The 22800-nt window shown below is 44.8% G+C and carries 22 protein-coding genes; 12 read left to right on the top strand and 10 right to left on the bottom strand.

Annotated elements, in window-relative coordinates; all coding sequences use genetic code 11:
• The first annotated feature begins 22 nt into the window (after positions 1 to 22).
• The 5 genes from amaB (at position 23) to NFI81_RS13220 (ending at position 4409) form a co-directional block, all read left to right on the top strand.
• Positions 23 to 1561: an L-piperidine-6-carboxylate dehydrogenase gene (amaB, locus tag NFI81_RS13240; RefSeq protein WP_234611972.1), complete on the top strand. Its 1539-nt coding sequence runs from the start codon at positions 23 to 25 to the stop codon at positions 1559 to 1561.
• A gap of 61 nt (positions 1562 to 1622) precedes the next feature.
• The gene (locus NFI81_RS13235; protein ID WP_234611973.1) at positions 1623 to 1892 is read left to right on the top strand and encodes a PqqD family protein; all 270 of its coding nucleotides are present in this window, start codon (positions 1623 to 1625) and stop codon (positions 1890 to 1892) included.
• A 4-nt stretch (positions 1893 to 1896) separates the two neighbouring features.
• Positions 1897 to 2337, top strand: a complete 441-nt coding sequence (locus NFI81_RS13230) for a lasso peptide biosynthesis B2 protein (protein WP_234611974.1) — start codon at positions 1897 to 1899, stop codon at positions 2335 to 2337.
• A 16-nt stretch (positions 2338 to 2353) separates the two neighbouring features.
• Positions 2354 to 3271 carry a phosphoenolpyruvate carboxykinase (ATP) gene (locus NFI81_RS13225; RefSeq protein ID WP_234611975.1) on the top strand — a complete coding sequence of 306 codons (918 nt, stop codon included), beginning with the start codon at positions 2354 to 2356 and terminating at the stop codon, positions 3269 to 3271.
• 1 nt (position 3272) lies between these two features.
• On the top strand, positions 3273 to 4409 hold the full coding sequence (locus NFI81_RS13220) for a nucleotidyltransferase family protein (protein WP_234611976.1): 1137 nt from the start codon (positions 3273 to 3275) through the stop codon (positions 4407 to 4409).
• Here the strand turns inward: NFI81_RS13220 and NFI81_RS13215 are convergent.
• The 3 genes from NFI81_RS13215 to rsfS all read right to left on the bottom strand — a co-directional run bounded on the left by NFI81_RS13215 (position 4406) and on the right by rsfS (position 7968).
• Complete coding sequence (locus NFI81_RS13215; RefSeq protein ID WP_234611977.1) at positions 4406 to 5353, bottom strand: aldose 1-epimerase; 948 nt, start codon at positions 5351 to 5353, stop codon at positions 4406 to 4408. The two genes, NFI81_RS13220 and NFI81_RS13215, sit on opposite strands and share 4 nt — an antisense overlap.
• Positions 5354 to 5454: 101 nt before the next feature.
• A complete protein-coding gene (ftsH, locus tag NFI81_RS13210) occupies positions 5455 to 7512 on the bottom strand; it encodes an ATP-dependent zinc metalloprotease FtsH (RefSeq protein WP_234611978.1) in 2058 nt (685 codons plus the stop codon).
• A gap of 72 nt (positions 7513 to 7584) precedes the next feature.
• Complete coding sequence (gene rsfS, locus NFI81_RS13205) at positions 7585 to 7968, bottom strand: ribosome silencing factor (RefSeq protein ID WP_082213411.1); 384 nt, start codon at positions 7966 to 7968, stop codon at positions 7585 to 7587.
• A 44-nt stretch (positions 7969 to 8012) separates the two neighbouring features.
• Here rsfS and NFI81_RS13200 point away from each other — a divergent pair, with 44 nt between their 5' ends.
• Complete coding sequence (locus tag NFI81_RS13200; protein ID WP_234611979.1) at positions 8013 to 8780, top strand: biotin--[acetyl-CoA-carboxylase] ligase; 768 nt, start codon at positions 8013 to 8015, stop codon at positions 8778 to 8780.
• A gap of 1 nt (position 8781) precedes the next feature.
• Here the strand turns inward: NFI81_RS13200 and NFI81_RS13195 are convergent, their stop codons facing one another.
• Complete coding sequence (locus tag NFI81_RS13195; protein ID WP_234611980.1) at positions 8782 to 9111, bottom strand: transmembrane 220 family protein; 330 nt, start codon at positions 9109 to 9111, stop codon at positions 8782 to 8784.
• A gap of 22 nt (positions 9112 to 9133) precedes the next feature.
• Positions 9134 to 9835: a tetratricopeptide repeat protein gene (locus NFI81_RS13190; protein ID WP_255717321.1), complete on the bottom strand. Its 702-nt coding sequence runs from the start codon at positions 9833 to 9835 to the stop codon at positions 9134 to 9136.
• A 282-nt stretch (positions 9836 to 10117) separates the two neighbouring features.
• On the opposite strand from NFI81_RS13190, the gene fsa reads away from it, so the two are divergent.
• Together fsa and NFI81_RS13180 are read left to right on the top strand one after the other, a co-directional pair.
• A complete protein-coding gene (fsa, locus tag NFI81_RS13185) occupies positions 10118 to 10780 on the top strand; it encodes a fructose-6-phosphate aldolase (protein ID WP_234611982.1) in 663 nt (220 codons plus the stop codon).
• A gap of 6 nt (positions 10781 to 10786) precedes the next feature.
• On the top strand, positions 10787 to 11464 hold the full coding sequence (locus NFI81_RS13180; RefSeq protein WP_234611983.1) for a cell division ATP-binding protein FtsE: 678 nt from the start codon (positions 10787 to 10789) through the stop codon (positions 11462 to 11464).
• Positions 11465 to 11539: 75 nt separating this feature from the next.
• Here NFI81_RS13180 and porX read toward each other — a convergent pair whose 3' ends face one another.
• A complete protein-coding gene (gene porX, locus NFI81_RS13175) occupies positions 11540 to 13108 on the bottom strand; it encodes a T9SS response regulator signal transducer PorX (RefSeq protein ID WP_234611984.1) in 1569 nt (522 codons plus the stop codon).
• 158 nt (positions 13109 to 13266) lie between these two features.
• Positions 13267 to 14007, bottom strand: a complete 741-nt coding sequence (kdsB, locus tag NFI81_RS13170; RefSeq protein ID WP_234611985.1) for a 3-deoxy-manno-octulosonate cytidylyltransferase — start codon at positions 14005 to 14007, stop codon at positions 13267 to 13269.
• A gap of 54 nt (positions 14008 to 14061) precedes the next feature.
• Between kdsB and NFI81_RS13165 the strand changes: the two genes are divergently transcribed.
• From NFI81_RS13165 to NFI81_RS13150, 4 genes are read left to right on the top strand one after another with little or no spacing between them, the layout of a single operon-like run.
• Positions 14062 to 14850, top strand: coding sequence for a DUF4905 domain-containing protein (locus tag NFI81_RS13165; protein WP_234611986.1), 789 nt, complete (start codon positions 14062 to 14064; stop codon positions 14848 to 14850).
• Between the two features lie 3 nt (positions 14851 to 14853).
• A complete protein-coding gene (locus NFI81_RS13160) occupies positions 14854 to 15933 on the top strand; it encodes a LysM peptidoglycan-binding domain-containing protein (RefSeq protein ID WP_234611987.1) in 1080 nt (359 codons plus the stop codon).
• 17 nt (positions 15934 to 15950) lie between these two features.
• Complete coding sequence (locus NFI81_RS13155) at positions 15951 to 16163, top strand: hypothetical protein (RefSeq protein ID WP_234611988.1); 213 nt, start codon at positions 15951 to 15953, stop codon at positions 16161 to 16163.
• On the top strand, positions 16150 to 16953 hold the full coding sequence (locus NFI81_RS13150; protein ID WP_234611989.1) for a TIGR02757 family protein: 804 nt from the start codon (positions 16150 to 16152) through the stop codon (positions 16951 to 16953). The genes NFI81_RS13155 and NFI81_RS13150 overlap by 14 nt, the downstream gene beginning before the upstream one ends.
• Positions 16954 to 17048: 95 nt before the next feature.
• Here the strand turns inward: NFI81_RS13150 and NFI81_RS13145 are convergent, their stop codons facing one another.
• The 3 genes from NFI81_RS13145 to NFI81_RS13135 form a co-directional block, all read right to left on the bottom strand.
• Entirely contained in the window at positions 17049 to 20456 is a 3408-nt protein-coding gene (locus NFI81_RS13145) for a ThuA domain-containing protein (protein WP_374759448.1), read from the bottom strand.
• A gap of 91 nt (positions 20457 to 20547) precedes the next feature.
• Positions 20548 to 21600, bottom strand: a complete 1053-nt coding sequence (locus NFI81_RS13140; protein ID WP_234611990.1) for a sugar phosphate isomerase/epimerase family protein — start codon at positions 21598 to 21600, stop codon at positions 20548 to 20550.
• Between the two features lie 18 nt (positions 21601 to 21618).
• Positions 21619 to 22764, bottom strand: a complete 1146-nt coding sequence (locus NFI81_RS13135; RefSeq protein WP_234611991.1) for a Gfo/Idh/MocA family protein — start codon at positions 22762 to 22764, stop codon at positions 21619 to 21621.
• Between the last annotated feature and the right edge of the window lie 36 nt (positions 22765 to 22800).

The following is a 22800-nucleotide window of genomic DNA, read 5'->3' as shown; positions in this document are numbered from 1 at the left end:
ATTACACACAAAAGTTTTGGTAATGGAAAATATACAAACGGTTCTGGATGCGCTAGGCATTCAGCAGCTTAATAATGGTGTTAGTACGGGAAAAATTCATCAGTCGGGCAATGGCGGGATTTTGGAATCTTTTTCGCCGGTCGATGGTAAAAGAATAGCGCAGGCAAACCAGGCCGATCGCTCTGATTATGATTTTGTAGTTCAGAAAGCATTGGAAGCTTATCAGGTCTGGAAGCGGATCCCGGCACCCAAACGCGGCGAAATTGTGCGGCAAATGGGAGACCAGCTTCGGAAATATAAGACTGAGCTGGGCACATTGGTAAGCTATGAAATGGGCAAAAGCTTGCAGGAAGGTTTGGGAGAAGTGCAGGAAATGATCGATATCTGCGATTTCGCCGTTGGCTTGTCACGCCAGCTTTATGGATTGACCATGCATAGCGAGCGTTCCCAGCATCGCATGTACGAGCAATGGCATCCGATCGGTGTGGTTGGCATTATTTCAGCATTCAATTTTCCGGTTGCGGTTTGGTCCTGGAATGCGATGCTGGCCTGGGTTTGCGGGGATGTTTGTATTTGGAAACCGTCCGAAAAAACGCCTTTGACCGCTTTGGCATCACAAAATATCATTAAAACAGTTCTCGAAGAAAATGACGTTCCGGAAGGCGTTTCCTGCATTTTAACCGGCGGACGAGAAGTAGGAGAATGGCTTGCTAATGATCCGCGGATCGCATTGGTCTCGGCGACAGGCAGCACACGCATGGGGAAATCCGTGGGCGAAGCGGTTGCCCGGCGGCTTGGTAAGAGTTTGCTTGAACTGGGCGGTAACAATGCAATCATCGTTACGCCATCCGCAGATCTGAATGTGGCCATTCCGGGCATTGTTTTTGGGGCAGTAGGAACGGCAGGACAAAGGTGCACTTCAACGAGAAGGATAATCGTTCATGCAGACATATATGAGGAAGTGAAACAGCGGCTAGTGAAAGCATATGCGCAGCTGCGCATTGGAAATCCGTTGGATAGTAACATTCACGTCGGACCGTTGATCGATAAGGAAGCCGTTTCGCAGTATCAGCTTGCCGTAGAAAAAGTGAAAGAAGCCGGTGGCAGTTTTATTGTTGCGCCAAAAGTCCTGAATGGTGATGCTTTTGCGTCGGAATGTTATGTTGCGCCTTGTATTGCTGAGGTTTTGAATAAATATGCTATTGTACAACACGAAACATTTGCGCCCATTCTTTATTTGATCAAATACAATGACCTCGAAGAAGCAATCGCCATTCAAAACGACGTTCCGCAAGGATTATCGTCAGCAATTTTCACCCTAAATGTCAGAGAATCAGAGATCTTTCTCTCTAACGCCGGATCGGATTGTGGGATTGCCAATGTGAATATCGGGACTTCGGGGGCAGAAATTGGCGGCGCTTTCGGCGGAGAAAAAGAAACAGGCGGCGGTCGCGAATCCGGTTCGGACGCTTGGAAAGCCTATATGCGTAGACAAACCAACACGATCAATTACGGAACTGCGCTTCCATTGGCGCAGGGAATAAAGTTTGAGATTGAGTAATTAAAATTTTTAACTTTGTACAAAGCAAAACACATTATATCACATAAGAATAGCCCCTTTCATGACAAAATACCAACTTACATCCGACCAGATTTCCTCCAAAGTTGCTGGCGAAACGGTGATACTTAATCACAACAAAGGAGCTTATTACGGACTGAATGACGTTGGTGTGCTGGTTTGGGACAATTTGGAAAAAGGACCGCAAACCATTGAATCACTTTGCAATGCTGTGACCAGCGAATACGAGGTGGATCCAGATACTTGCAAAAGCGATATTGATACACTCCTCAAAGATCTTATTTCTGAGAAATTGGTTGAGGTAATTAAATAAGCGTTTGGGAACATTTAAGCACCATATTACCAAATGGAATAAATTGTCCGGCGAAGGAAGGGCCATCTTTCTGAAAGCGGCTGTTAGTCTGGTGCTTATCAAAACAGGATTAATGGTTTTGCCTTTTGGAACGTTCAGAAAGTTGTTTCATTGGTTGTGCAACTCCAAATCTACGCGTGAAATATCTCAGGAAAGAATAGATTTGACTGTTTGGGCCATTGATACCGCAGCCAATTTGTTGCCAATGGAACTGCTCTGTCTCCCGCGTGCGCTCGCGACCAAATATCTGCTGAGAAAAGTCCCTGCATTAACGCTGGAAATTGGCATTGAAGTAAACCCCGCTAAAAAATTCGAAGCACATGCCTGGGTGGAGAAAAACGGCTCGGTAATCATGGGTAACTGGCCAGAATCCGTTCTCTATCAGCGCATTTGGGTTTGGAAATGATTTTATTATAACACACATGCATCATTATAAAGCCTTCGGGCTCAATATCCTTTCCGAAATTGAACTTCCTGAATTGAGTGACGGAGACGCTAGTACAAGGCACGACTTATATATTCAATCCGCATCATTTGAACTTCCTGCACTGGAAAATACGCAATTATATAGAAGAGGGGTGAGGGCAGGCTTCGCGAAAGATGCGGATGAAAATCTCTATCTGCATTGGAATAATGTCGCGTCTTTTAAGGCTTCAAATGGCAATTGCCTGGTTGTGAGGCCATTGGTCGATGATAATAATTTAGTAAGCCTCTTCACAGTGAGCGAAGCGCTGGGGCTGATCTTGTTTCAGAGAGGACTTTTTCTCTTGCATGCCAGCGCCGTGCGGGTCGGGAATGAAGGCTGGTGTTTCATGGGAATGCCCGGTGCCGGAAAATCAACCACTGCTGCTGCGTTTATTAAGGCAGGTTGTAAGTTGCTGAGCGACGATTTGACAGCCATTGGATTTAATGACAATGGATTAGCATACATTGTTCCGGCCTATCCACAGCTCAAAATTTGGGATAAGACGGCAAATGGCTTGCATTACGAAAAGTCAGAATTGCAGCCGGTAAGCGAAGGCGTTAATAAGTTCTCATATCAGCCCAAATCCGATTTCTTACAAGAGCCCGTGCCATTAAAGGAGGTTTTCTTCCTGCACAAGGCACGGAACAGGAAGCCATTGGTGCCATTATCCGCTGCCGAAATTCCCACCGAAACGCTTAAAAATTTCCCTTTGCCAAGCCAGTTGCTTACGGAAGATGCTTTGAAAAGGCATTTTTCCCAAAGCTTTCAATGCACAAGGTCTGCCAGGTTATGGAAAAAGAAACGTCCTGACGGATTTGAAAACCTTGAAAAATGGGTTAGCGAGAGCATTGCGGAACAACTAACAGCCGGATAATATGCCAGATCTGAAAGTTTCACCCGAGCTGGCTATGCTGATTGAAGCTGCTCTTGGCGGGAAGTCGAAATCGCCATCCGCTTTAAATCAAAAAGAGATTAATTCGGCAAGAACAACGAGATTGGCCAATTGGCATCAGGTGAGGCCTTTGTTGCTGGATTATCTCCAAAATAGCGAGGGACAAATTGAAATTTCTGCCAAACATTTAGCTGGTTTGAAGGAATTTGCGATGGGCCAGGCAGTGACGAATATGGCCTTTCTTGGAATTTCTGTCAAGTTATACAAGCAGATTATCGACGATAATGTCAAGGCATTCCTGATGAAAGGCGCATTGTGGGCCTGGCTGTTGTATGAAAAACCCAATCAGCGTGAGTTTGGCGACATTGATTTTTTCGTGGCGCAAAGTGACATTGACAAAAGCCTTATCACATTAAAGAGAAACGGCTTTGTCCCAGATGCTTACCGCAAATATTTATTCGATAAGGATGCGTTACGATCCAGTTATCTGGACACGGATTACCAACTTCCGTTAGAGCCGATTTCGGATCATACATTACAATCCCTGGAAATTCAGTGGCGGCCCAGTTACCCTCGTTACTGCTATGATTTAACCTGGGAGGAGCTTTCTCAAAATATGATTTCGGTCAGCATGGCTGGCTCGTCCGTTCAAATTCCAGGCATGGAAAACCAGCTGGTGATGATGGTCATTCATCACGGAGGCGTGGAGCAGTGGGACAAGCTGAAATACATGGCCGACTTTGTCCGTCTGCTGCGCAAACATTCGGATACGATGGATTGGGCTCACATTCAAGATGTTTCCACGCGAAAAGGCTTCAATCGCCTGTTGAATGAGTCGCTGGGGATGGTGCGTTTGCTGACGGGCGAAGGATTTGCAAGTAACGATTCCAGCAATGCTTCAACATTCCCTTCGGATAATTTCCGTAATACGATCCTCCAACATTGGGAAAACGAGCGTCCTGCCTTGAAATCCAAATCGTGGCGCATATTCCTTTACAATATGCGCCACAGAGATAGTTTGGCCGTGAAACTTTCAATTCTGCTGGCCCATTTGCGTTATTTAACCAACTTGCGATTGCTCTGGCATAAAGCACTTTGGTATAAAAACCATCGGTCTTAAACCAAACTTACTGTAATGGCGCCACTAGCGCTCTTGCCCTGAGCCAGCACATTCAGTCCTTCACCCGAATTGAATGCATTTACATTCGCCGTTAGTGGCTCTATCGCAACGCAATCGCGCGCAGGTGGCGTGTACACGACCAGGTAATTGAACTTCCCTTCGCCCGTATCCTGCTTAATGCGCAGGGTAATGTCTTGATTTTCAGAGATCAGCTCAGTGACTACGCTCGTTGCTGCCGAGTCCACTATAAAGCAGTTATCAAAGGCCTTTTGGTATAGCTTTGTGGGTCTTTCAACCAAAAATGGCTTTTTGCCAACCGGGATCTGGTTATTATCGAAGTCCACGATCTCGCTGGAAGGAATGTTGATTTTCCAGGCATCCACTTCCTCATTGCCCAGCAGAAAGTAAGGATGCCAGCCGAACATCGCCGGAGCTGGCTCAGCGCCATTGTTTAAGGCCTCATAGCTTAAAACAAATCGTCCGTCGGCATGCAATGTATAAAGTACTGAAAACTTCACAGAAAATGGATAGCCTTCCTGATCATTCAAATCATAGGAAAGCTTTATGGAAGCGTGGTCCGCTTCAATAATTTGCTCTTCCAAATTGAATTGCCGCTTACGTACAAGGCCGTGAATGGCATTCAGACCGCCGGTCTCATTCTTCGCCAATTGATATTCCTTTCCTAGAAATTTGTATTTGCCATCAGGGATCCGGCTTGCGAATGGAAACAGTAACTCACTTGCGCTTTTCATGTCAGCTAAAAGGCTGTCCGGCGTTGGAGGTGTCTTCAATAATGAGAAGAGCGTAATGCCCTTGCGAAGCGACAGCTGACGAACGATTCCGCCCAGTTCGGGGATTACAACGCAGCGATTTCCGGTGGATGCTTCCTGAATGACGAATTCGGTTAAGTTGCCAAATTGCTGTTTAAATATTTCAAAAGACATTTTTTCGGGTGTTGGAATGTGAATGTAAGGTTTGTTGCAAAAATAATAGCCGGACAACATCATTGTCCGGCTATTGAAATTAATTATATCGAAAGAATTGACTACTCATTTGAAGCGCCTTTTTCAGCTTCTGCCATTTCCTCTTCTTTTTTCTCATTTTCAAGCGTATGTTTCACAACTTCTTCGTGAATGGCAGCTTCTTCATTTGAGCGACGGTTAATGTAAGCCTGATAGCTCGTTTCCTTCTCATAAGGACGTTTTCCGATCAGTTTTTCAAGATCGCTTTGGAACAAAATTTCTTTTTCCAAAAGCTCTTTCGCCAACACTTCCAATTTATCACGTTTCTCGCTCAGGAGATTTTTAACAAACTGATATGCCTGATCGATCAGCTTTCTTACTTCTTCATCAATTGCCTGAGAGGTTGACTCGGAATAAGGTTTTGTGAATGCGTAATCGCTCTGTTTGGAATCGTAATAAGAAATATTTCCGATGCGCTCATTCATACCGTACATCGTCACCATGCTATATGCTACTTTGGTAACGCGTTCCAGGTCACTTAGAGCGCCGGTTGAAATTTTACCGAAAACTACATCTTCGGCAGCACGGCCACCCAATGTCATACACATCTCGTCAAACAGCTGTTCTGTGCGATACAAATACTGTTCTCTTGGCAAATACTGGGCATAACCCAATGCGGCAACGCCACGCGGAACGATAGAAACCTTAACCAACGGATCGGCATGTTCCAGGAACCAGCCTGCTACTGCGTGACCAGCTTCATGGTAAGCAACGATTTCTTTCTCCTCCGGTGAGATCAGTTTGTTTTTCTTTTCCAAACCACCAATTACGCGGTCCATCGCATCCTGGAAATCCTGCATCGTAACTTCCTCACGGTTACGGCGCGCTGCAATCAATGCTGCTTCGTTACAAACGTTCGCAATTTCAGCACCGGCAAAACCAGGTGTTTGTGAAGAAAGCTTTTGAATGTTCACGTCAGTCGACAATTTCAAAGGTTTCAAATGCACTTTGAAGATTGCTTCACGACCAATAACATCTGGCTTATCTACTGAAATCTGACGGTCAAAACGGCCTGGACGAAGCAAAGCCGGATCCAAAACGTCAGGACGGTTGGTTGCTGCTACGATAATGATACCTGAATCGGTTGCAAAACCGTCCATTTCTACCAAAAGCGAGTTCAATGTATTTTCACGCTCGTCGTTAGAACCCGGCATAGCACCACGTCCACGTGAGCGTCCTACCGCATCAATTTCATCAATGAAAATAATACAAGGCGCTTTTTCCTTTGCTTGCTTGAAAAGGTCACGAACCCTTGCTGCACCCACACCAACGAACATTTCCACAAAGTCAGAACCTGACAAAGAGAAGAATGGAACACCAGCTTCACCAGCAACGGCTTTGGCCAACAAAGTTTTACCAGTTCCCGGAGGTCCTACAAGCAATGCACCTTTTGGAATTTTTGCACCCAGCTTCTTGAATTTATCAGGACTTTGCAGATATTCTACAATTTCTTTGATCTCTTCCTTTGCTTCATCCAGACCTGCTACATCATTAAATGTAATTTTAACTTTGTTTTCAGCATCAAATAATGTGGCACGTGAACGGCCGATGTTAAAGATCTGGCCACCTGGACCAACTCCGCCGGACATTCTGCCGAGGATAAAATACATTACCAGGATCATTACAATGAAAAAGCCCCAGGTTCCAAGGAAACTGGTCCAGTCATTACGGGTATCCACTACAAAAGGCACTTTGTCATCGTCCGGGATACCTTCCTGCATCTTATCGAAATCTTTCTTGAAAGTTTCAGCAGATGTTACCTGGAATTGATAATGCGATGCAGTTTCCCCACCGAAATAATTATTTTCCTTCGCTACAACCTTATATTTATCTTGTTTTAATGCCTCTGGTTTCAGCGTAACCTCAACCGACTTGTCATTAACAATGGTTACCCTTTCCACTTCCTTATCGACCATCATCTTTTCGAAGCGTTTTTGCGTCGTTTCGCGAATGGTTGAAGTCCGGTTCAGGTATGTTATTCCAAGTATAGTGGCAATCAGAGCGGCGATAATCCAGCCCTGATATCCTTTTTGGGGACTTTTAGGACTGAGAGGCCCTCTTTTGTTATCGTTTTCAGACATTCTGTGTTTTTAATTAAGAGGAAATATACTAAACAACATTCCGGTTCAGGTGAATGTTCACCTGCCGTTCACTTATACCATGGAATCTTCCAGGTATGTTACCTCTGCATCTCCCCAAAGTTCTTCCAGATCATAATGCTTGCGGCGATCTTTATTGAAAATGTGTGCTACCACATCGACATAATCAATCAAAATCCACTCTCCATTCGCCTTTCCTTCTTTCTGCCAGGGTTCCGTTTTGGACATTTTGTAAACTTCGTCTTCAACCGAATTGGCCAAAGCATCTATCTGAGTGTCGGAGTTACCCGAACAAATTACAAAAAAATCAGTTATTGAATTTTTTACTTTTCTGAGGTCAAGTATTGCGATGTCCAAGCCTTTCTTTTCTATCATTCCTTTTGCTACCAGCTCAGAGAGATCTTTTGAGGATAGTTCTTTATTTTTGCGTTCTTTCATGCGTAGTTAATTCCTTTTACAAACCCTAAAGTAAAGCAAAAAAATTGTACAACTCTATACAGGATACCTTAATTATTGGTAAAAAAGTTATATACCTGCCAACTTGTCACTCTACAAACGACATAGCGGCTGAAATAGTACACGCAGGCTTGTTCGACGAGGGGACCATTGTCATAACCGACAATCAGGTAAAAGGGAGGGGGCAAAGGGGCACTGAATGGGTTGCAAATCCAGGTCAGAATCTGACTTTTTCGGTCATTTTAACACCCGGTTTTTTGCCCGTTGGTGATCAGTTTTTGCTTAGTCAGGCGGTGGCGCTGGGTATACGGGCTTATGCGGCCAGGTATGTCAGTGATTCCAAGGTCAAATGGCCTAATGACGTTCAGGTGAATGGTAAAAAAGTATGTGGCGTACTCATCGAAAATTCCATACAGGGAAGCAGGATTTCAAGTTCAGTTATCGGAATTGGTGTAAATGTTAATCAAACTGTATTTTCAAACGGATACGCTACTTCAATCGGTAAGGAAACCGGCAGGCAATTTGTTCTCGGCGAAGAGTTTCACAAGCTGCTCCGTCGTCTGGATGCATTTTATGCTGATTTGAAATCGAAGACCTTACACGAGCGCATCCGCGCAGATTATCTGACCAACCTGTACGGATACGGTCATCCGGTGCGGTTTAAGCACAAAAACAGAGTCTTGGAAGGCACCGTAAGCCACGTTACCCAGCAGGGCAGGCTTGTTATGCAACTGCTTTCCGAAGGCGGCACATTGGAAGTTGGATTGAAAGAAATAGAGTGGCTCAGAGATTAACTCAACCCCACTTGCCGATCACAACCATTACAATGGTACAAAGCCCCAATCCCAGCGATTCTCTCGCCAGTTCAATATTCAGGCTTCGCATGGCAGTTTCCCCAAAGAATATTCCTTCAAATTCCGGTGGCCATTGCAAGATGGCGGCAACCAGATATCCCGCACCAAGCGCATAAAATACCCAGCTCGGCCATAGCTCACGGATACTCATGAAACAAGCCAGGGCTGCAAAACTATATATGGCAATCCAGAGGCCTGAATCGGGGTCATTTAGCTGCAGATACGCAAAAACGACAAAAATTATTCCGAATGCTATCTTGAAGAGTCTCATGATTTAGTGGGTTTAAATGGTTTTATTTACAAAACTGAGCCAGTGCATTGGCGGCATCCGAATAACCTACATTCAGCGCTTGTTTCAGATTGGTGCAACCCAAATCTTTTTCGCCGTCATTCCATTGTGCAAGTCCAAGGCCGTAGAATGCTTTGCCATACGCTGCATCCAGGCGCACCGTCTGACGGAATGCTAATGTCGCTTTTTTGTAATCTTTGTTGCGATAATAGGTGTTTCCAAGATTATACCAGGCCATTTTGTTATTGTCGTCAAGCTTGGTCGCTTTTTCAAAATCAGCGATCGCTTCGGTTGGTTTTTCCATCAAAACCAGTAACTGGCCACGGTTAAGGAAGACGTCAGCTGTATCCGGTGCGAGTTCAACGGACTTATTGTAATCGGCAAATGCTGAATCCAGGCGGTTTTCGTCCGTGTAAAGCAGCGCACGGTTAAAATATGGACGGTAGGAATTTGGTTTTAGTTTGATCGCCTGGCCGAAGTCCAGCAGCGCACTCGGATATTCTTTCAGCTCGTAATAAGCAACACCTCTGAGGTTGAAGGCATCTGCATTCGCATCGTCTTTCTCGATCGCTTTATTAATAAATTCGATGGCTTCCCGGGTTTTGCCTTGTTGCATTAACTCTTTCCCTTTTTTCAAAAAAGCATCAGAAGACTGGGCACATGACAGGCATAAATAGAGGAAAAATAAAAAAAAATAACGCGGCATAACTGTTCATTTCTAATTGATTCGCACAAAAGTAAGCCCAAACGTTAAATGAATGTTTTCTTTTTGTCAATAAAATGTCTTTATCTTTGCAGCTGGCAAATCGGAACTACCAGCTCCTTCCGAATCCCCCAGGTCCTGACGGAAGCAAGGGTAGGTGGTCGATGCGGTGAGATTCTCGGTTTGCCTTTTTTTATGCCCTTTCGGTTCTATTCTCCTCTTTCGTTTTGCTTTTGACCAGGGTTTTCTACTTTTGTGGAATATTCTAACCAATAAATTCCCGTTATGAAATTTTTTATTGATACTGCTAACCTGGCAGAGATTCAGGAAGCACAGGCACTTGGTGTTTTGGACGGCGTTACTACCAACCCATCGTTAATGGCGAAGGAAGGAATTACGGGCAAGGACAACATCATGCGCCACTATAAAGCGATCTGTGACATTGTGGATGGGGATGTGAGTGCGGAAGTTATTTCAATCGATTTGGCTGGAATGATCCGTGAAGGTGAAGAGTTGATCGAGATCGATGATAAAATCGTTGTGAAGATTCCCATGACGAAAGAAGGCGTTAAAGCTTTAAAATATTTCTCTGGTAAAGGAGTTCGTACCAACTGTACATTGATTTTCTCGGCAGGACAGGCACTTTTGGCTGCTAAGGCGGGCGCAACATACGTTTCTCCATTTATCGGTCGTCTGGACGATATTTCAACAGACGGTATCGCGCTGATCGAGCAAATTCTTTTGATTTACAGAAACTATGGTTTTGATACACAAGTTTTAGCGGCATCTGTTCGTCACCCAATGCACATTATCCAATGCGCAGAAGTTGGTGCAGACGTTATGACAGGTCCTTTGAGCGCAATGGAAGCATTGCTGAAACACCCGCTTACGGACATTGGACTGGAAAAATTCCTTTCGGATTACAAAAAAGGAAATCCAAATACCTAATTTTTTATGACGGAGTCAACAGAGCCAATTATCATACTGGATCGGGCAGATATTTATCAGGGTGAGCGGCCTGTTTTGAACGATGTACATTTTGAAATAAAAAACGGCGAGTTCGTTTACATGATCGGACGGACCGGAAGCGGGAAAAGTTCTCTTTTAAAGACTTTGTACGCAGATCTGTGGCTGCACACAGGCTCTGCAAAGGTCGCTGGTTATGAGCTTCATAATATTAAAAGGTCGGACATTCCTTTCCTTCGCCGCAAAATAGGCATCGTCTTTCAGGACTTTCAATTACTTTCCGACCGTTCTGTTGAGGATAACCTGTCATTTGTATTAAAAGCAACTGGCTGGGATGACAAGGGGAAAATTTCAAAACGCATTGCCGAGGTTTTAATGCAGGTGGGATTGGGAACAGCCCAGAAAAGAATGCCGCACCAGCTTTCCGGTGGTGAACAGCAGCGGGTGGTAATCGCCCGGGCTATGCTGAACGAGCCCCGGATACTGATTGCCGATGAGCCCACAGGTAATCTTGATCCGGAAGTTGCGGAGCAGATCATGCAGGTTTTCAGGACGATAAACAATGCTGGCGTAGCAATCTTAATGGCGACGCACAACCATGACTTCCTGCGAAAATTCCCTGCGCGCGTTCTGAAATGCGAAAACGGAAGTGTTATAGAAGGTTGATTAATTCAAGCATAAAAATGGAAAAGCATCCGGTCAAATGATCGGATGCTTTTCCACTTTTATATGAACCCAAATTTACTTCGCTTTCAGATCAATGATCGGAATGATCATTTCTTCGAGTGAGACGCCTCCGTGCTGGAATGTGTCCCTGTATAAATTTACGTATTGATTATAATTGTTTGGGTAGGCAAAGAAATAATCCTCTTTGGTAAACACATATGAGGTCGATACGTGCGGTTTGGGAAGAAAAATTCTCTCCGGCTTACGACACACCATTAAGTTTTTGTCGTCAAATCCCAGATTTTTTCCATGCTTGTAACGGAGGTTTGTATTCGTTTCACGGTAACCGATAATTTTGACCGGTTTTTGAACGCGGATCATGCCGTGATCGGTCGTTAGTATCAGCCTGCATTTCTTCTCAGCCACCTTTTTGATGAAATCCAAAAGCGGTGAATGCTGGAACCAGGACTTGGTGATAGACCGGTAAGCCGCTTCGTCAGGAGCCAGCTCCTTGATCATTTGAACGTCCGTACGTGCGTGCGAAAGCATATCTACAAAGTTATAAACCACCACATTCAGCTGGTTATTCAGCATGTTGTTGAAGTTGTCTATCAATGCTTTGCCCTGGTTTGCATTCAGGATTTTGTGATACGAGCTTTTAACATTGTTCAGGTGGTTCATTTCCAACTGTTTTTGCAGAAAGTCGTGCTCGTGGTTATTTAACCCTTCTTCACCTTCGGGCGTATTTTCATCACTTACCCACCATTGCGGGTGCTTGCGTTCCATTTCACTCGGCATAAGGCCCGAGAAAATCGCATTACGGGCATATCCGGTCGTTGTAGGAAGGATTGAGTAATAAGAAGACTCTTCCTCAATGTTGAAATATTCCTGCAAAATCGGCTGTATCATTTTCCACTGGTCATAACGGAAGTTATCGATCAGCAAGAAAAATAAAGGCTCTTCAGATCCTTTGAGATGCGGGAAAACCTTTTGTTTCATCAATTGATGTGATAAAATGGGCTTATCCGAGCGCGGATCGTTCAACCACTCTTCATATTCGTCTTCAATGAATTTGCAGAAATTGGCGTTGGCCTCGCTCTTTTGCATACTGAAAACTTCTGCCATTCCCTGATCTTCGGAACTTTCCAATTCCAATTCCCAGTAAATCAACTTTTTATAAATATCAGCCCATTCTTCATGTCCGATCCTGTCCTGATATTGCATGGCCAGGTTCCTGAATTCCTGCTGATAACTCAATGTTGTCTTTTCAGTAACCAGTCGCTTGTTATCAAGGATCTTTTTAACGGAAAGTAATATCTGATTGGGATTCAATGGTTTAATGAGATAATCATCGATTTTGGAGCCGATGGCATCTTCCATAATATGCTCTTCCTCACTCTTTGTAATCATCACAACAGGCAAATTAGGCTGTTGCTGTTTTATTTGTGCCAATGTTTCGAGGCCTGTCATACCCGGCATCATTTCATCCAGAAAAACAATGTCAAACCGGTCATTTTCGATCCTGTCCAATGCATCCGCGCCGCTGTTAACGGGCGTAACACTGTAACCTTTGTTGGTCAAAAACATGATATGTGGTTTGAGAAGATCTATTTCATCATCGGCCCAAAGAATGTTATATTGCATATGTATGGTTTTTCAATTGTGGTTAATAAAATCAATACAAGGGTAACGCCCTAATGCAAACAGGTCGTATAAAAATACCCATTTTAACGTTTTTTAAGAGAATGGAATCTGAAAGCGCGTTGTCCTAAAATTACAAATAGCGTTCCAGACGCGCGTTTCTACAACAAAAACTTTCTGCTTACACGCACAAGGTCTTCGGGTGTATCAACACCGTGAGAATCGTCTGACGTGATCACGGCTTTGATAGCATAACCATTTTCCAGCCAGCGAAGTTGCTCCAGAGCCTCCGCTTTTTCGAGCGATGAAACAGGCAGCTTTGTAATCTCCGCCAGCACATCTGCACGATATGCGTAGATGCCTATATGTTTGTAAAATGTGTGAGCGCCAAGCCATTGGCCAGATTCCGGGTTGCGCAGATAAGGGATCGTCTGGCGGCTGAAATACATGACTTCATTCCGTTTATTCAGAACCGCTTTGGGCACATTGTGGTTGAAAAGGATTTCGTCACTGTCGATCACCTTCACGAGTGTAGCAAGCGCAACTTCGCCGTCCAGCGCTTCTGCCAGATTATCAATCGGTTCCGGGCTGATAAATGGCTCATCACCCTGAATGTTTATCACATATTCATATATGCCGTCGGTTTTTGTAAGTGCTTCAAAACAACGGTCCGTCCCACTTTGATGCGTATTTGCCGTCATAATGGCCTTCCCGCCGAAATCCATCACGTGGTTGAAGATTCTTTCGTCGTCAGTAGCAACAATTACCTGATCGAGTTGTGTAGCTTTGGATGATTGTTCATACACCCGCTGGATCATGCTTTTTCCACCTATATCAACCAATGCTTTGGCTGGAAAACGGGTAGAAGCATAGCGGGCAGGGATTATTCCTAATATTCGCACGAGGTCAGTTGGTCTATATTTTTTTGAATTTTGTTTCAAAATAAAGCTAAAAAATTGCAAAAAGTTTTTTCTCAAAAGTTTTCACAAAATATCTGGCGGATTTTGCCCAATCCGGATCCGCAAAGCGATCTGTGGATTATTGAGTTGCGGGATAGTGAGTCTAAGCAAGTTTCATTTGCAATGATGGATACGGCGCAAATGAAGCAGTTATGGCACTATTCGCCGCCGGAAGCGGATTGGTGGAGTTCGCTGACAGCGTTTTCGCATAACAACATTTTCCTGCACAATTACCGCTATCCCGAAGTCCCCGAACCAACCGATCTGCTTGCATTCTCTGCTATTAACGGACAATTTTTATGGGCTTTGCCAGGACATTTAATGGTCAAGTCGCTGGATAACAAGTATATAGAAGTTGCAGGCAAGTCGGGCGAACAATTTATTTACAAGGCATGCGATGCGGAAACCGGCGCGCTATCGCCATTGAAAGAAAGTTACGCGGACGAATTTGAAAAAGTAATTTTACAGGAACCGGTTCGTTACAGGAAAGACAGCGTATACTTTGAAAAACTTGCCACATTTATTCAGAATATAACGAATGGGCATACGGCGGTGAGCATTGATTATCTGGAGAAAAGACCCTATATAATGTTTTCTTATTATATTTACGAGCAAGATAAATCAGTTCAATATCTCCTCATTGTTACAGATCAGAAGCAGTTGGTTTTACACGAACAATTGTCCGAAGAACGCGAAGGAATGGGCCGCGCAACGATGATGTTAAAAGCATCTACATTGGTTTATCTAAAAAATAATAACGAGTTTTCGAGTTTAACACTTTCATAATAAATGAAATACGTTTTTTGCCTGACCATTCTGGCAGGTTTGTTGACAGGTTTGATCGAGGCCCGGGCAAGCGGGAATTATGAGGTTGACTCCGTCGGGGTCGAAAGAGTGGGCGGGAAGATATTCGTTCTGCATAGAGTAAACCAGGGGCAAACCATGTTTGCGGTGGTTCGTCAGTATGGCACCTCCATTCAGGCACTTCGTGATGCCAATCCTGGCATGGCCGACAACATTCAGTCTGGGCAGACGATCCGGGTCCCTTACACGCCCAAGACCAGCAAAAAAGATTCAAAAAAAGAAGATAAAAAAGAGGCAGCAAAAGCCGAGGAAAAGGAAGTGAAGCCCACGGTAACAACGCCAGCGGCGACAGTTCCGACGGCAGCAGTTCCTACTGCAACAGTTCCGGCGCCGGCTGCACCAGCCGCTGCAACGCCTGCATCAACCACACCCACTACACCTGCACCAACAACCACCTCGGCTCCTACGGCCAGTGCAACCGTGCCTGCACCAGCTAATGGCCTGCACAAGGTTGAACCCGGCGAAACGCTTTATCGTGTTGCCGTGAAGTATGGCGTTTTGATGGCTGATCTTAGAAAATGGAATAGTTTAGCGGACGACAACCTGAAAGACGGCCAGGAGCTGATCGTGAGTGAAAAAGGAACGGAAAAACCGGCTCCAACAGTCACTGCGCCAGCGCCAAAAGTAACCACAACCACCACGGTCGTGAAAGATTCAGTAAAGGCGAAAGCCATTGTTCCCGAAAAAGTGGTGAAGCCCGTAGAAGAAGTTGCGCCGCCAAAAGTCGTCAAGGGCAAGAAAAAATCCGAATCCGGTTTGGCAGAAGTGATTGAAACGGATGAGAGCACAAGCAAATTTCTGGGATTGCACCGCACGGCTCCAGTAGGCGCTTTGGTTGAGGTTTTGAATGAATACAATCAGGAAAAAATTATCGTGCGGATCATTGGTCGCATTCCCGATACGAGCATTAACGATGACATTGTAATCAAGTTATCATCAAGGGCTTTTGAAAAAGTTTCGCCTAACAGCAAACGATTCAGAGCGGTTGTCAGTTATCTTGAGTAAGCACCTACATCAACATTATGAAGCATTTACCCCAATTTCGTTCCAAAAGAGAAGAGGAGCGAGCAGCACTGAAAAACACCACCGGATATAAGTTGTGGAGCATTATGTTTACGATTCTCTATCCTTTCATTGCTATTTTTACCTTTTTGTTTTCAGGCATAATCATGTTTTTTTCAGGCATTTCAAAGGTTTTGGCTTACCTGTTCGGAGGAAGCCATGCACGGCACTGAGACGATCATTCCTACATTTTCATCATTCGTTACGGATTTATTGGAAGAGAAGGCTGAGCAATACAATCAGCCCGCATTTATTCCTTTCGACCCAATCAGTATTCCACATTCATTTTCTGTAAAGCAGGACATTGAAATAATGGGTTTCTGGGCAGCCGTGCTTGCTTGGGGACAGCGAAAAACGATCATTAACAAATGTCGGGAGCTGTCCGCATTAATGGACGGAGCTCCTTATGACTTCGTGCTCAACCACACAGAAAGTGATTTAAAGCCATTCCTGCATTTCAAGCACCGCACATTTAACGCCACGGACACGCTTTATTTTCTGCATTTCTTTCAGCAATATTATCGTCAGCAGGATTCGCTCGAGTTCGCATTCAGCAGTCATATGCAGGAAGACGAAGAAACCATTGAAAACGCATTAATCGGCTTTTACGACCTCTTCCGCGATTCTGAACATTTTCCGGCCAGAACCGCCAAACACATTGCCACGCCCGTCAGAAAATCTTCTTGCAAGCGTCTCAACATGTTCCTGCGCTGGATGGTCAGAAAGGACGACAGAGGCGTAGATTTCGGAATATGGAACACCATTAAGCCAGCACAGCTCGTCTGCCCGTGCGACGTCCACGTAGACCGCGTCGCCCGCCTGCTAGGTCTGATTAAAAGACCGCTCACCGACTGGCAAACTGCCAAAGAACTTACTGTATCATTGAAGCAGCTCAATCCTAACGATCCTGTAAAGTATGATTTTGCGTTGTTTGGGTTAGGGATTGAAGGGTTTGCGAAGTAGTTTTTAAGTTGAGTCCAGATCGTTCTGTTCGTAATAACCAAAAAATGCTGACCTCTGATGGGCCAGCATTTTTATTTTAATAAACTCTAAAAGCATTACATAGCGGCACCATCAAACCTGATCCATTCTATTCCAAAAAGTGGCTTAGAACCTGCGGAGGGGTTTTTGAAGACGAAAAACAGTTTGTGCAGCTGGTTATCTGCCGGAGCTTTTATTGGAACGTTGATCGTTTCAGACTTATCCACTTTTCCTTCGCCAACTTTGGGTCCGGAAACGCCGTCCAGGTGAATTTCGAGGATTCCGCCTGCTGTTCTCTCTGCAACGGAGGTTACGGCGACTGACAGATTCGAAATGCCATTTAGATCAATGTCTTCGAATGTAATGAAACTCCCAGTTTTCGTGCCTATCACGATTTCTGTGCCTTTTTCATTTTTGAATTTGAAAACATTGCTTGTGCTGTCGGCTGCATTTGCCAGGATTGTGGCGGGGCGTAATGCAATTGTTTTTGAGCCGGTTAATGGACCCATTGTTGCGTTGCCTTTGTCCGTGTAGCTTGCCGTGAATATATATGAACCGTCTTTTTTCTTTGCCTCGGTCACATATGTGCTTTTCAATGGTTTTTTATCAACTGCTTTTTCCTGAGCAAGTGAGAGAATGTATTTCACCATTTCTTCCGCTTCTTCCGGCTTATGCTGCGGGTGCGCTGCCATGGCTTGCTCACCCCACACGCCACCACCGCCTCTGATTACCTTATCAGCCAGCGTTTTAACGGAGTTACGTTCTTTTTCATAACGTTTCGCCACTTCAATGTAAGCTGGTCCAATTGATTTCTTGTCGATCGAATGGCAGGCTTTGCAATCACTGAGCTCGATTAAACGCTTGCCTGTTTCAAAACCAGTGTTAGCCACGTGGCCTTGCGCCAGCTGCGTTTTATCGAAGCCTTCCAGATAATTAATGGTCAATGTTACTTCGTCTTCCGGGATCTTCTTGTCGGCCAGGCTGCCATCTTCCTTATCCGCTACTGAAACTTCATAGTTGACCGGTTTATCATTCCAATAAAATGTCTTGTTTCCTTTGATAGCCACATCCACCTTCGGAATAGCGTTGCCTGCCTTCACAGTCACTTCGGACGTGTTGGAATTGCCGGCGCTGTCTGTCACTTTAAGAACGGCCACATATTCTCCTGGCTTGGCGTAGGTGAAGCTTGGATTAGCAACCGTGCTTTTTGGTAAACCCTTGCCAAATGTCCATTCATATTTCACAGCATCGCCATCGTGATCGACAGAGCCTTTTGATGAAAAATTAACCTTTAAAGGTACTGCGCCGACAGTATTTGTGGCCGTAGCCAAGGCAACGGGAACACGGTTTCCCGCATTGTAAGTGATGTGTGACAAGCTGGCTTCGTCATTTTGCGCAAACCAGTTCGGGCCATATTCCAATGTGTACAATGAGCCGTCGTTGGCAAATTGCATATCAATCGGGTGACTGAACTTTGCACTAGGCATGAAACGCTCGATGTTCTGAAGGTCGCCTTGCTCGTTCATTGTTACAATGTTAATGTAATCACGAATCCAGTCGTAAGCGAAGAATTTACCATTGTAATAATCGGGGAATTTTCCTTTGCCAGCCTGAAAATCAGCAGCATAGTAAACCGGTCCGGCCATTGCATTACGACCGCCTTTGCCTACAATCGCCCCAAAGTCCGGTGAATCGGCGTAAGGATAGTAAATAAATGCGGGCTGGGCAGGCGGAAGTTCTTCCAAACCTGTGTTATGCGGCGAGTTGTTGATCGGCTTGGCAGGATCGAAGGGCTTTCCTGAGGTGCTGTCCGCAAAGTTGAAATCAATATAAGGCTTATTATCCGCGATGAATAGGGGATAACCGAAGTAACCCGCTTTTCTTGCCTGATTCACTTCATCGTAACCGCGAGGTCCACGTTTTGGATTATCGTCGGAAGCATCTGGCCCTACATCGCCCCAGTATAAATAGCCTGTATGCTGGTCAATAGAAATACGATATGGGTTTCTGGTTCCCATTACATAAATCTCCGGTCTAGCCTTAGGATTGCCAGCAGGGAACAAGTTTCCTTCGGGAATGTCGTATAAGTTAGTTCCACCGGGCATATTGGCGCGGCGATCACCATATCTTGGCTTGATTCTGAGAACTTTTCCGCGTAAAGAATTGGTGTTGGAAGATGAATGTCTGCCATCCCAACCTTCGCGTCCCGGACGACCATCGATCGGTCCATAGCCGTTTGACTGGAAAGGATTTACGTCATCTCCTGTCGACAAATATAAATTTCCCTTCGCGTCCCAGGCAATTGAACCGCCCGTATGGCAGCAATCGGTTCTTTTTACAGGAACAGTGAGCAAAACCTCTTCCGTCGAAAGTAACAATGTGTCTTTCACATCGTCATACTTGAAGCGCGACAAATGTTGAGCAGTGTCTTTTTCGGATGATGGTGGAGAATAATATAGGTAAACCAGTTTGTTGGTTTTGAAATTTGGATCAATGTTCAAGCCCATTAAACCATATTCTTGCTTCGTATAAACAGGAACCTGCGCAACAATCTTAATTTTTCCTGTTTTGGGGTTATAAAGTTTCAGTTTCCCTTTGCGCTCAGCCAACAAAACACGCTGATCTTCAAGCACAACAAGCTCAGTAGGCTCATCCAGTTTTGTTGCAAGAACTTGTTTGGTGAAGCGGTTTTCTTCGGGACGTGATTTGGAATAATCCAGTTTAGAGGCCATCACATAGTTAAGGCCACCGGTTAAATGTTTGACAAAAACAGGATTGACAAAAGTTGCGTCTTCATGGCCGAAATTGGTATAAAATGCCTTTCCGCCGTCATATTCGTGATACCAGGACATCGGGTGGTTGTCACCCATTTTGCCGTCTTTGTAAGATTTCTCGTCAATCTTAACCAGCACATTCACTTTCGGATTGAAGTTTTTGAAATCATAAAACTCATCCTTGATCTTCCATTTTTTGGGAAAATCGGTCATGGATTCATGCTTGTCATTGACCACATAAGCCTCGCCTTCCTGCACATTCGGATTGCCCGGATGGCTCAGGAATTGTGCGCCTGCCAGCTTATTATACCAGGGCCATTCATATTCCGTGTCTGTGGAAGCGTGAATGCCCAGGTAACCACCGCCGGCCTGAATGTAACGTTCAAATGCATCCTGCTGCTTGTCATTGAGCACATCTCCTGTTGTGTTCAGGAAAACGACTGCGCTATATTTTTGTAGATTTTTTTCATTAAAGACGATTGAATTTTCGGTTGTGTCAACCGCAAAGCCTTTTTCCTGGCCAAGTTTGATGAGAGCAGTTCTCCCTGCCGGGATAGACGAGTGACGGAAACCCGCTGTTTTTGAGAAAACAAGGATCCGTTTCTCAGGCGTAACGGTTTGGGCGAATACATTCACACAAAAGCAGGCCATCGCTATAATGCCTAGCGCACGCAGCTGCTTTCGTGAAATTTGATAAAAAAAATTACGCATTCTTGGAGTCATATATAAGTTAACTGATATAGCAAAAAAACCTATCTTCCATAAGGAAAATAGGTTTTCAATATACTTGTGAAGTCGACAATTAAAGTCCCAACACTTTGCGGTTGAATGCTTCATCAGCACCTGTTCCTGCAAAATCGTCAAATGCTTTTGTCGTAACTTCAATGATGTGATTCTCAATGAATGGTGCGCCTTCCGCAGCTCCCTGAACAGGAGATTTGATACAACATTCCCATTCCAAAACCGCCCAGCTATCGTAGTCATATTGGGATAATTTCGAGAAAATGCTCTTGAAATCAACCTGACCGTCGCCTAATGAACGGAAACGACCCGCGCGATCGGCCCAGCCTGCAAAGCCGCTGTAAACGCCTTGCTTACCCGTTGGATTGAATTCAGCGTCTTTTACGTGGAATGCTTTGATGCGGTCGTGGTAAAGATCGATGAATTGCAGATAATCCAATTGCTGCAATACAAAATGGCTTGGGTCATAATTAATGTTCGCACGCGTGTGACCGTCCAGGTAATCCACGAACATTTCGAAAGTTGAGCCATCAAACAAATCTTCGCCCGGATGCAGCTCGTAACATACGTCCACGCCGTTTTCGTCATAGACATCCAGGATCGGTTTCCAGCGCGCTGCCAATTCTTTGAATGCAGTTTCAACCAGACCCGCAGGACGTTGTGGCCACGGATAAAGGAATGGCCATGCCAATGCGCCTGAGAATGTTGCGCTTGCTTTCAGTCCAAGATTAGCGCTGGCTTTGGCCACATATTTCAAATGCTGCGTCGCCCATTCTGCTCTGGCTTTTGGGTTATTTCTTACTTCCGGAACAGCAAAACCATCATACATTTCGTCATAAACCGGATGCGAGGCAACCAATTGTCCGATGATATGTGAAGCCAGTTCAGTGATTTCCAGTCCTTTATCTTTCAATTTTCCTTTCAGCTCATCCGCATAAGTCTGCGATTCCGCTGCTTGCTTCACGTCTATCACACGCGGATCCCAAGTAGGAAGCTGCAAGCCCTTATAGCCCAAAGCAGCCATGTAGTCTGCGATAGAATCCAACGAGTTAAACGGAGCCTCATCACCCAAGAATTGAGCAAGAAAAATTCCAGGTCCTTTTATTGTTTTCATAATGTTAATGATTCAAAATTAAATAGTTACCCAAGCTTCCGCTCTGTTGCTTTCCAAAATCTTCTCGCAAATCAACAGCTCACGATATCCATCGGCGAATGTTGGGTATGTTGGGTTTTCGGGTTGTTTCCCGGCTGTAATGGCGGCGTACACTTCTTTGAACATTTGTTTTGAAGTGTCCGGGAAGCCTTCGTTGTGGCCGCCTGGGAAAGTGATCGTTGAGCGCACATCTTCGTTTACCAATGATGGGTCACGCAACAGGATCTCATTAGCTTTGTCGCGGTTTCCGATCCACATTTCGTTGGGCGACTCTGAGCACCAGCTGAATGTTTTCTTCGATCCGGAAATTTCCAGGCTCATGCGGTTCTTGCGGCCGGCAGAAACCTGGGAAACGGTGATCACACCTTTGTTACCATTATCAAAACGAAGCAAAACATTCGCGTGATCCTCGGTTGTGATGGGGACGTCCGCGTAGTCTTCCGGCTGCAACATTTTGCCAGAATACGTTTCAACAGCTTTAAGCGGCTTTTTACGCGTTTTATGAACGGTGTTGAAATCGGCCATAACTGCGACAGTTTTCAATCCGGTAATGTATTCCAGAATATCCATTAAGTGCGAGCCAATGTCGGCAATTGCACGGGAATCGCCTGATTTGTCTGGTTCAAGACGCCAGTTGTAGTCTGTTTGGTAAAACAACCAATCTTGCAGATAAGAACCGATGAACGAATAAATCTCACCCAATTCCCCTTTTTCACGCATGGATTTCATCTGGCGCGCCAAAGGATAATAACGCAAATTAAAATGCACCGCATTCACAAGTCCGGTTTCGGCAGCTAGTTCCACCAGTTCCTTCGCCTCATGAAGATCTTTCGCAAGGGGTTTTTCACAAATAACATGTTTCCCGGCCAGCAATGCGGCTTTTGACTGGGAATAATGAAGAAAGTTTGGTGTACAAATGTGAATAGCCTGAATGTCATCTTGTTTCAGTAATTCATCAAATGTATAGGAACGAGCAATTCCAAGTCCATCTGCTTTCTCTTTGGCAAGCTCGGCGGTTACTTCGCAAAGTGCAGCAACTTCTACATTGGGAAGACGTCTCAAAGCTTCAATGTGTGCGGGCCCAATGAAGCCGGTTCCGACAACGCCAACTTTAATTTTGTTCATAAAACGGGTATTGAATGAAAAGGTGAAAAAAGATAA

The organism is Dyadobacter fanqingshengii (assembly GCF_023822005.2).
GTDB classification, from domain to species: Bacteria; Bacteroidota; Bacteroidia; order Cytophagales; family Spirosomataceae; genus Dyadobacter; species Dyadobacter fanqingshengii.
Note: the sequence above shows the minus strand (reverse complement) of the source record. Positions and strands in the feature narration are given on the sequence as shown.

What these genes read in the sequence shown, in the direction of transcription:
- amaB (WP_234611972.1), top strand. Translation starts at nt 23, where the DNA reads ATGGAAAATATACAAACGGTTCTGGATGCGCTAGGCATTCAGCAGCTT.
- NFI81_RS13215 (WP_234611977.1), bottom strand. Translation starts at nt 5,353, where the DNA reads ATGTCTTTTGAAATATTTAAACAGCAATTTGGCAACTTAACCGAATTC.
- NFI81_RS13195 (WP_234611980.1), bottom strand. Translation starts at nt 9,111, where the DNA reads ATGAGACTCTTCAAGATAGCATTCGGAATAATTTTTGTCGTTTTTGCG.
- NFI81_RS13235 (WP_234611973.1), top strand. Translation starts at nt 1,623, where the DNA reads ATGACAAAATACCAACTTACATCCGACCAGATTTCCTCCAAAGTTGCT.
- fsa (WP_234611982.1), top strand. Translation starts at nt 10,118, where the DNA reads ATGAAATTTTTTATTGATACTGCTAACCTGGCAGAGATTCAGGAAGCA.
- NFI81_RS13225 (WP_234611975.1), top strand. Translation starts at nt 2,354, where the DNA reads ATGCATCATTATAAAGCCTTCGGGCTCAATATCCTTTCCGAAATTGAA.
- porX (WP_234611984.1), bottom strand. Translation starts at nt 13,108, where the DNA reads ATGCAATATAACATTCTTTGGGCCGATGATGAAATAGATCTTCTCAAA.
- NFI81_RS13180 (WP_234611983.1), top strand. Translation starts at nt 10,787, where the DNA reads ATGACGGAGTCAACAGAGCCAATTATCATACTGGATCGGGCAGATATT.
- NFI81_RS13145 (WP_374759448.1), bottom strand. Translation starts at nt 20,456, where the DNA reads ATGCGTAATTTTTTTTATCAAATTTCACGAAAGCAGCTGCGTGCGCTA.
- NFI81_RS13220 (WP_234611976.1), top strand. Translation starts at nt 3,273, where the DNA reads ATGCCAGATCTGAAAGTTTCACCCGAGCTGGCTATGCTGATTGAAGCT.
- NFI81_RS13140 (WP_234611990.1), bottom strand. Translation starts at nt 21,600, where the DNA reads ATGAAAACAATAAAAGGACCTGGAATTTTTCTTGCTCAATTCTTGGGT.
- NFI81_RS13135 (WP_234611991.1), bottom strand. Translation starts at nt 22,764, where the DNA reads ATGAACAAAATTAAAGTTGGCGTTGTCGGAACCGGCTTCATTGGGCCC.
- NFI81_RS13155 (WP_234611988.1), top strand. Translation starts at nt 15,951, where the DNA reads ATGAAGCATTTACCCCAATTTCGTTCCAAAAGAGAAGAGGAGCGAGCA.
- NFI81_RS13150 (WP_234611989.1), top strand. Translation starts at nt 16,150, where the DNA reads ATGCACGGCACTGAGACGATCATTCCTACATTTTCATCATTCGTTACG.
- ftsH (WP_234611978.1), bottom strand. Translation starts at nt 7,512, where the DNA reads ATGTCTGAAAACGATAACAAAAGAGGGCCTCTCAGTCCTAAAAGTCCC.
- NFI81_RS13190 (WP_255717321.1), bottom strand. Translation starts at nt 9,835, where the DNA reads ATGCCGCGTTATTTTTTTTTATTTTTCCTCTATTTATGCCTGTCATGT.
- rsfS (WP_082213411.1), bottom strand. Translation starts at nt 7,968, where the DNA reads ATGAAAGAACGCAAAAATAAAGAACTATCCTCAAAAGATCTCTCTGAG.
- NFI81_RS13160 (WP_234611987.1), top strand. Translation starts at nt 14,854, where the DNA reads ATGAAATACGTTTTTTGCCTGACCATTCTGGCAGGTTTGTTGACAGGT.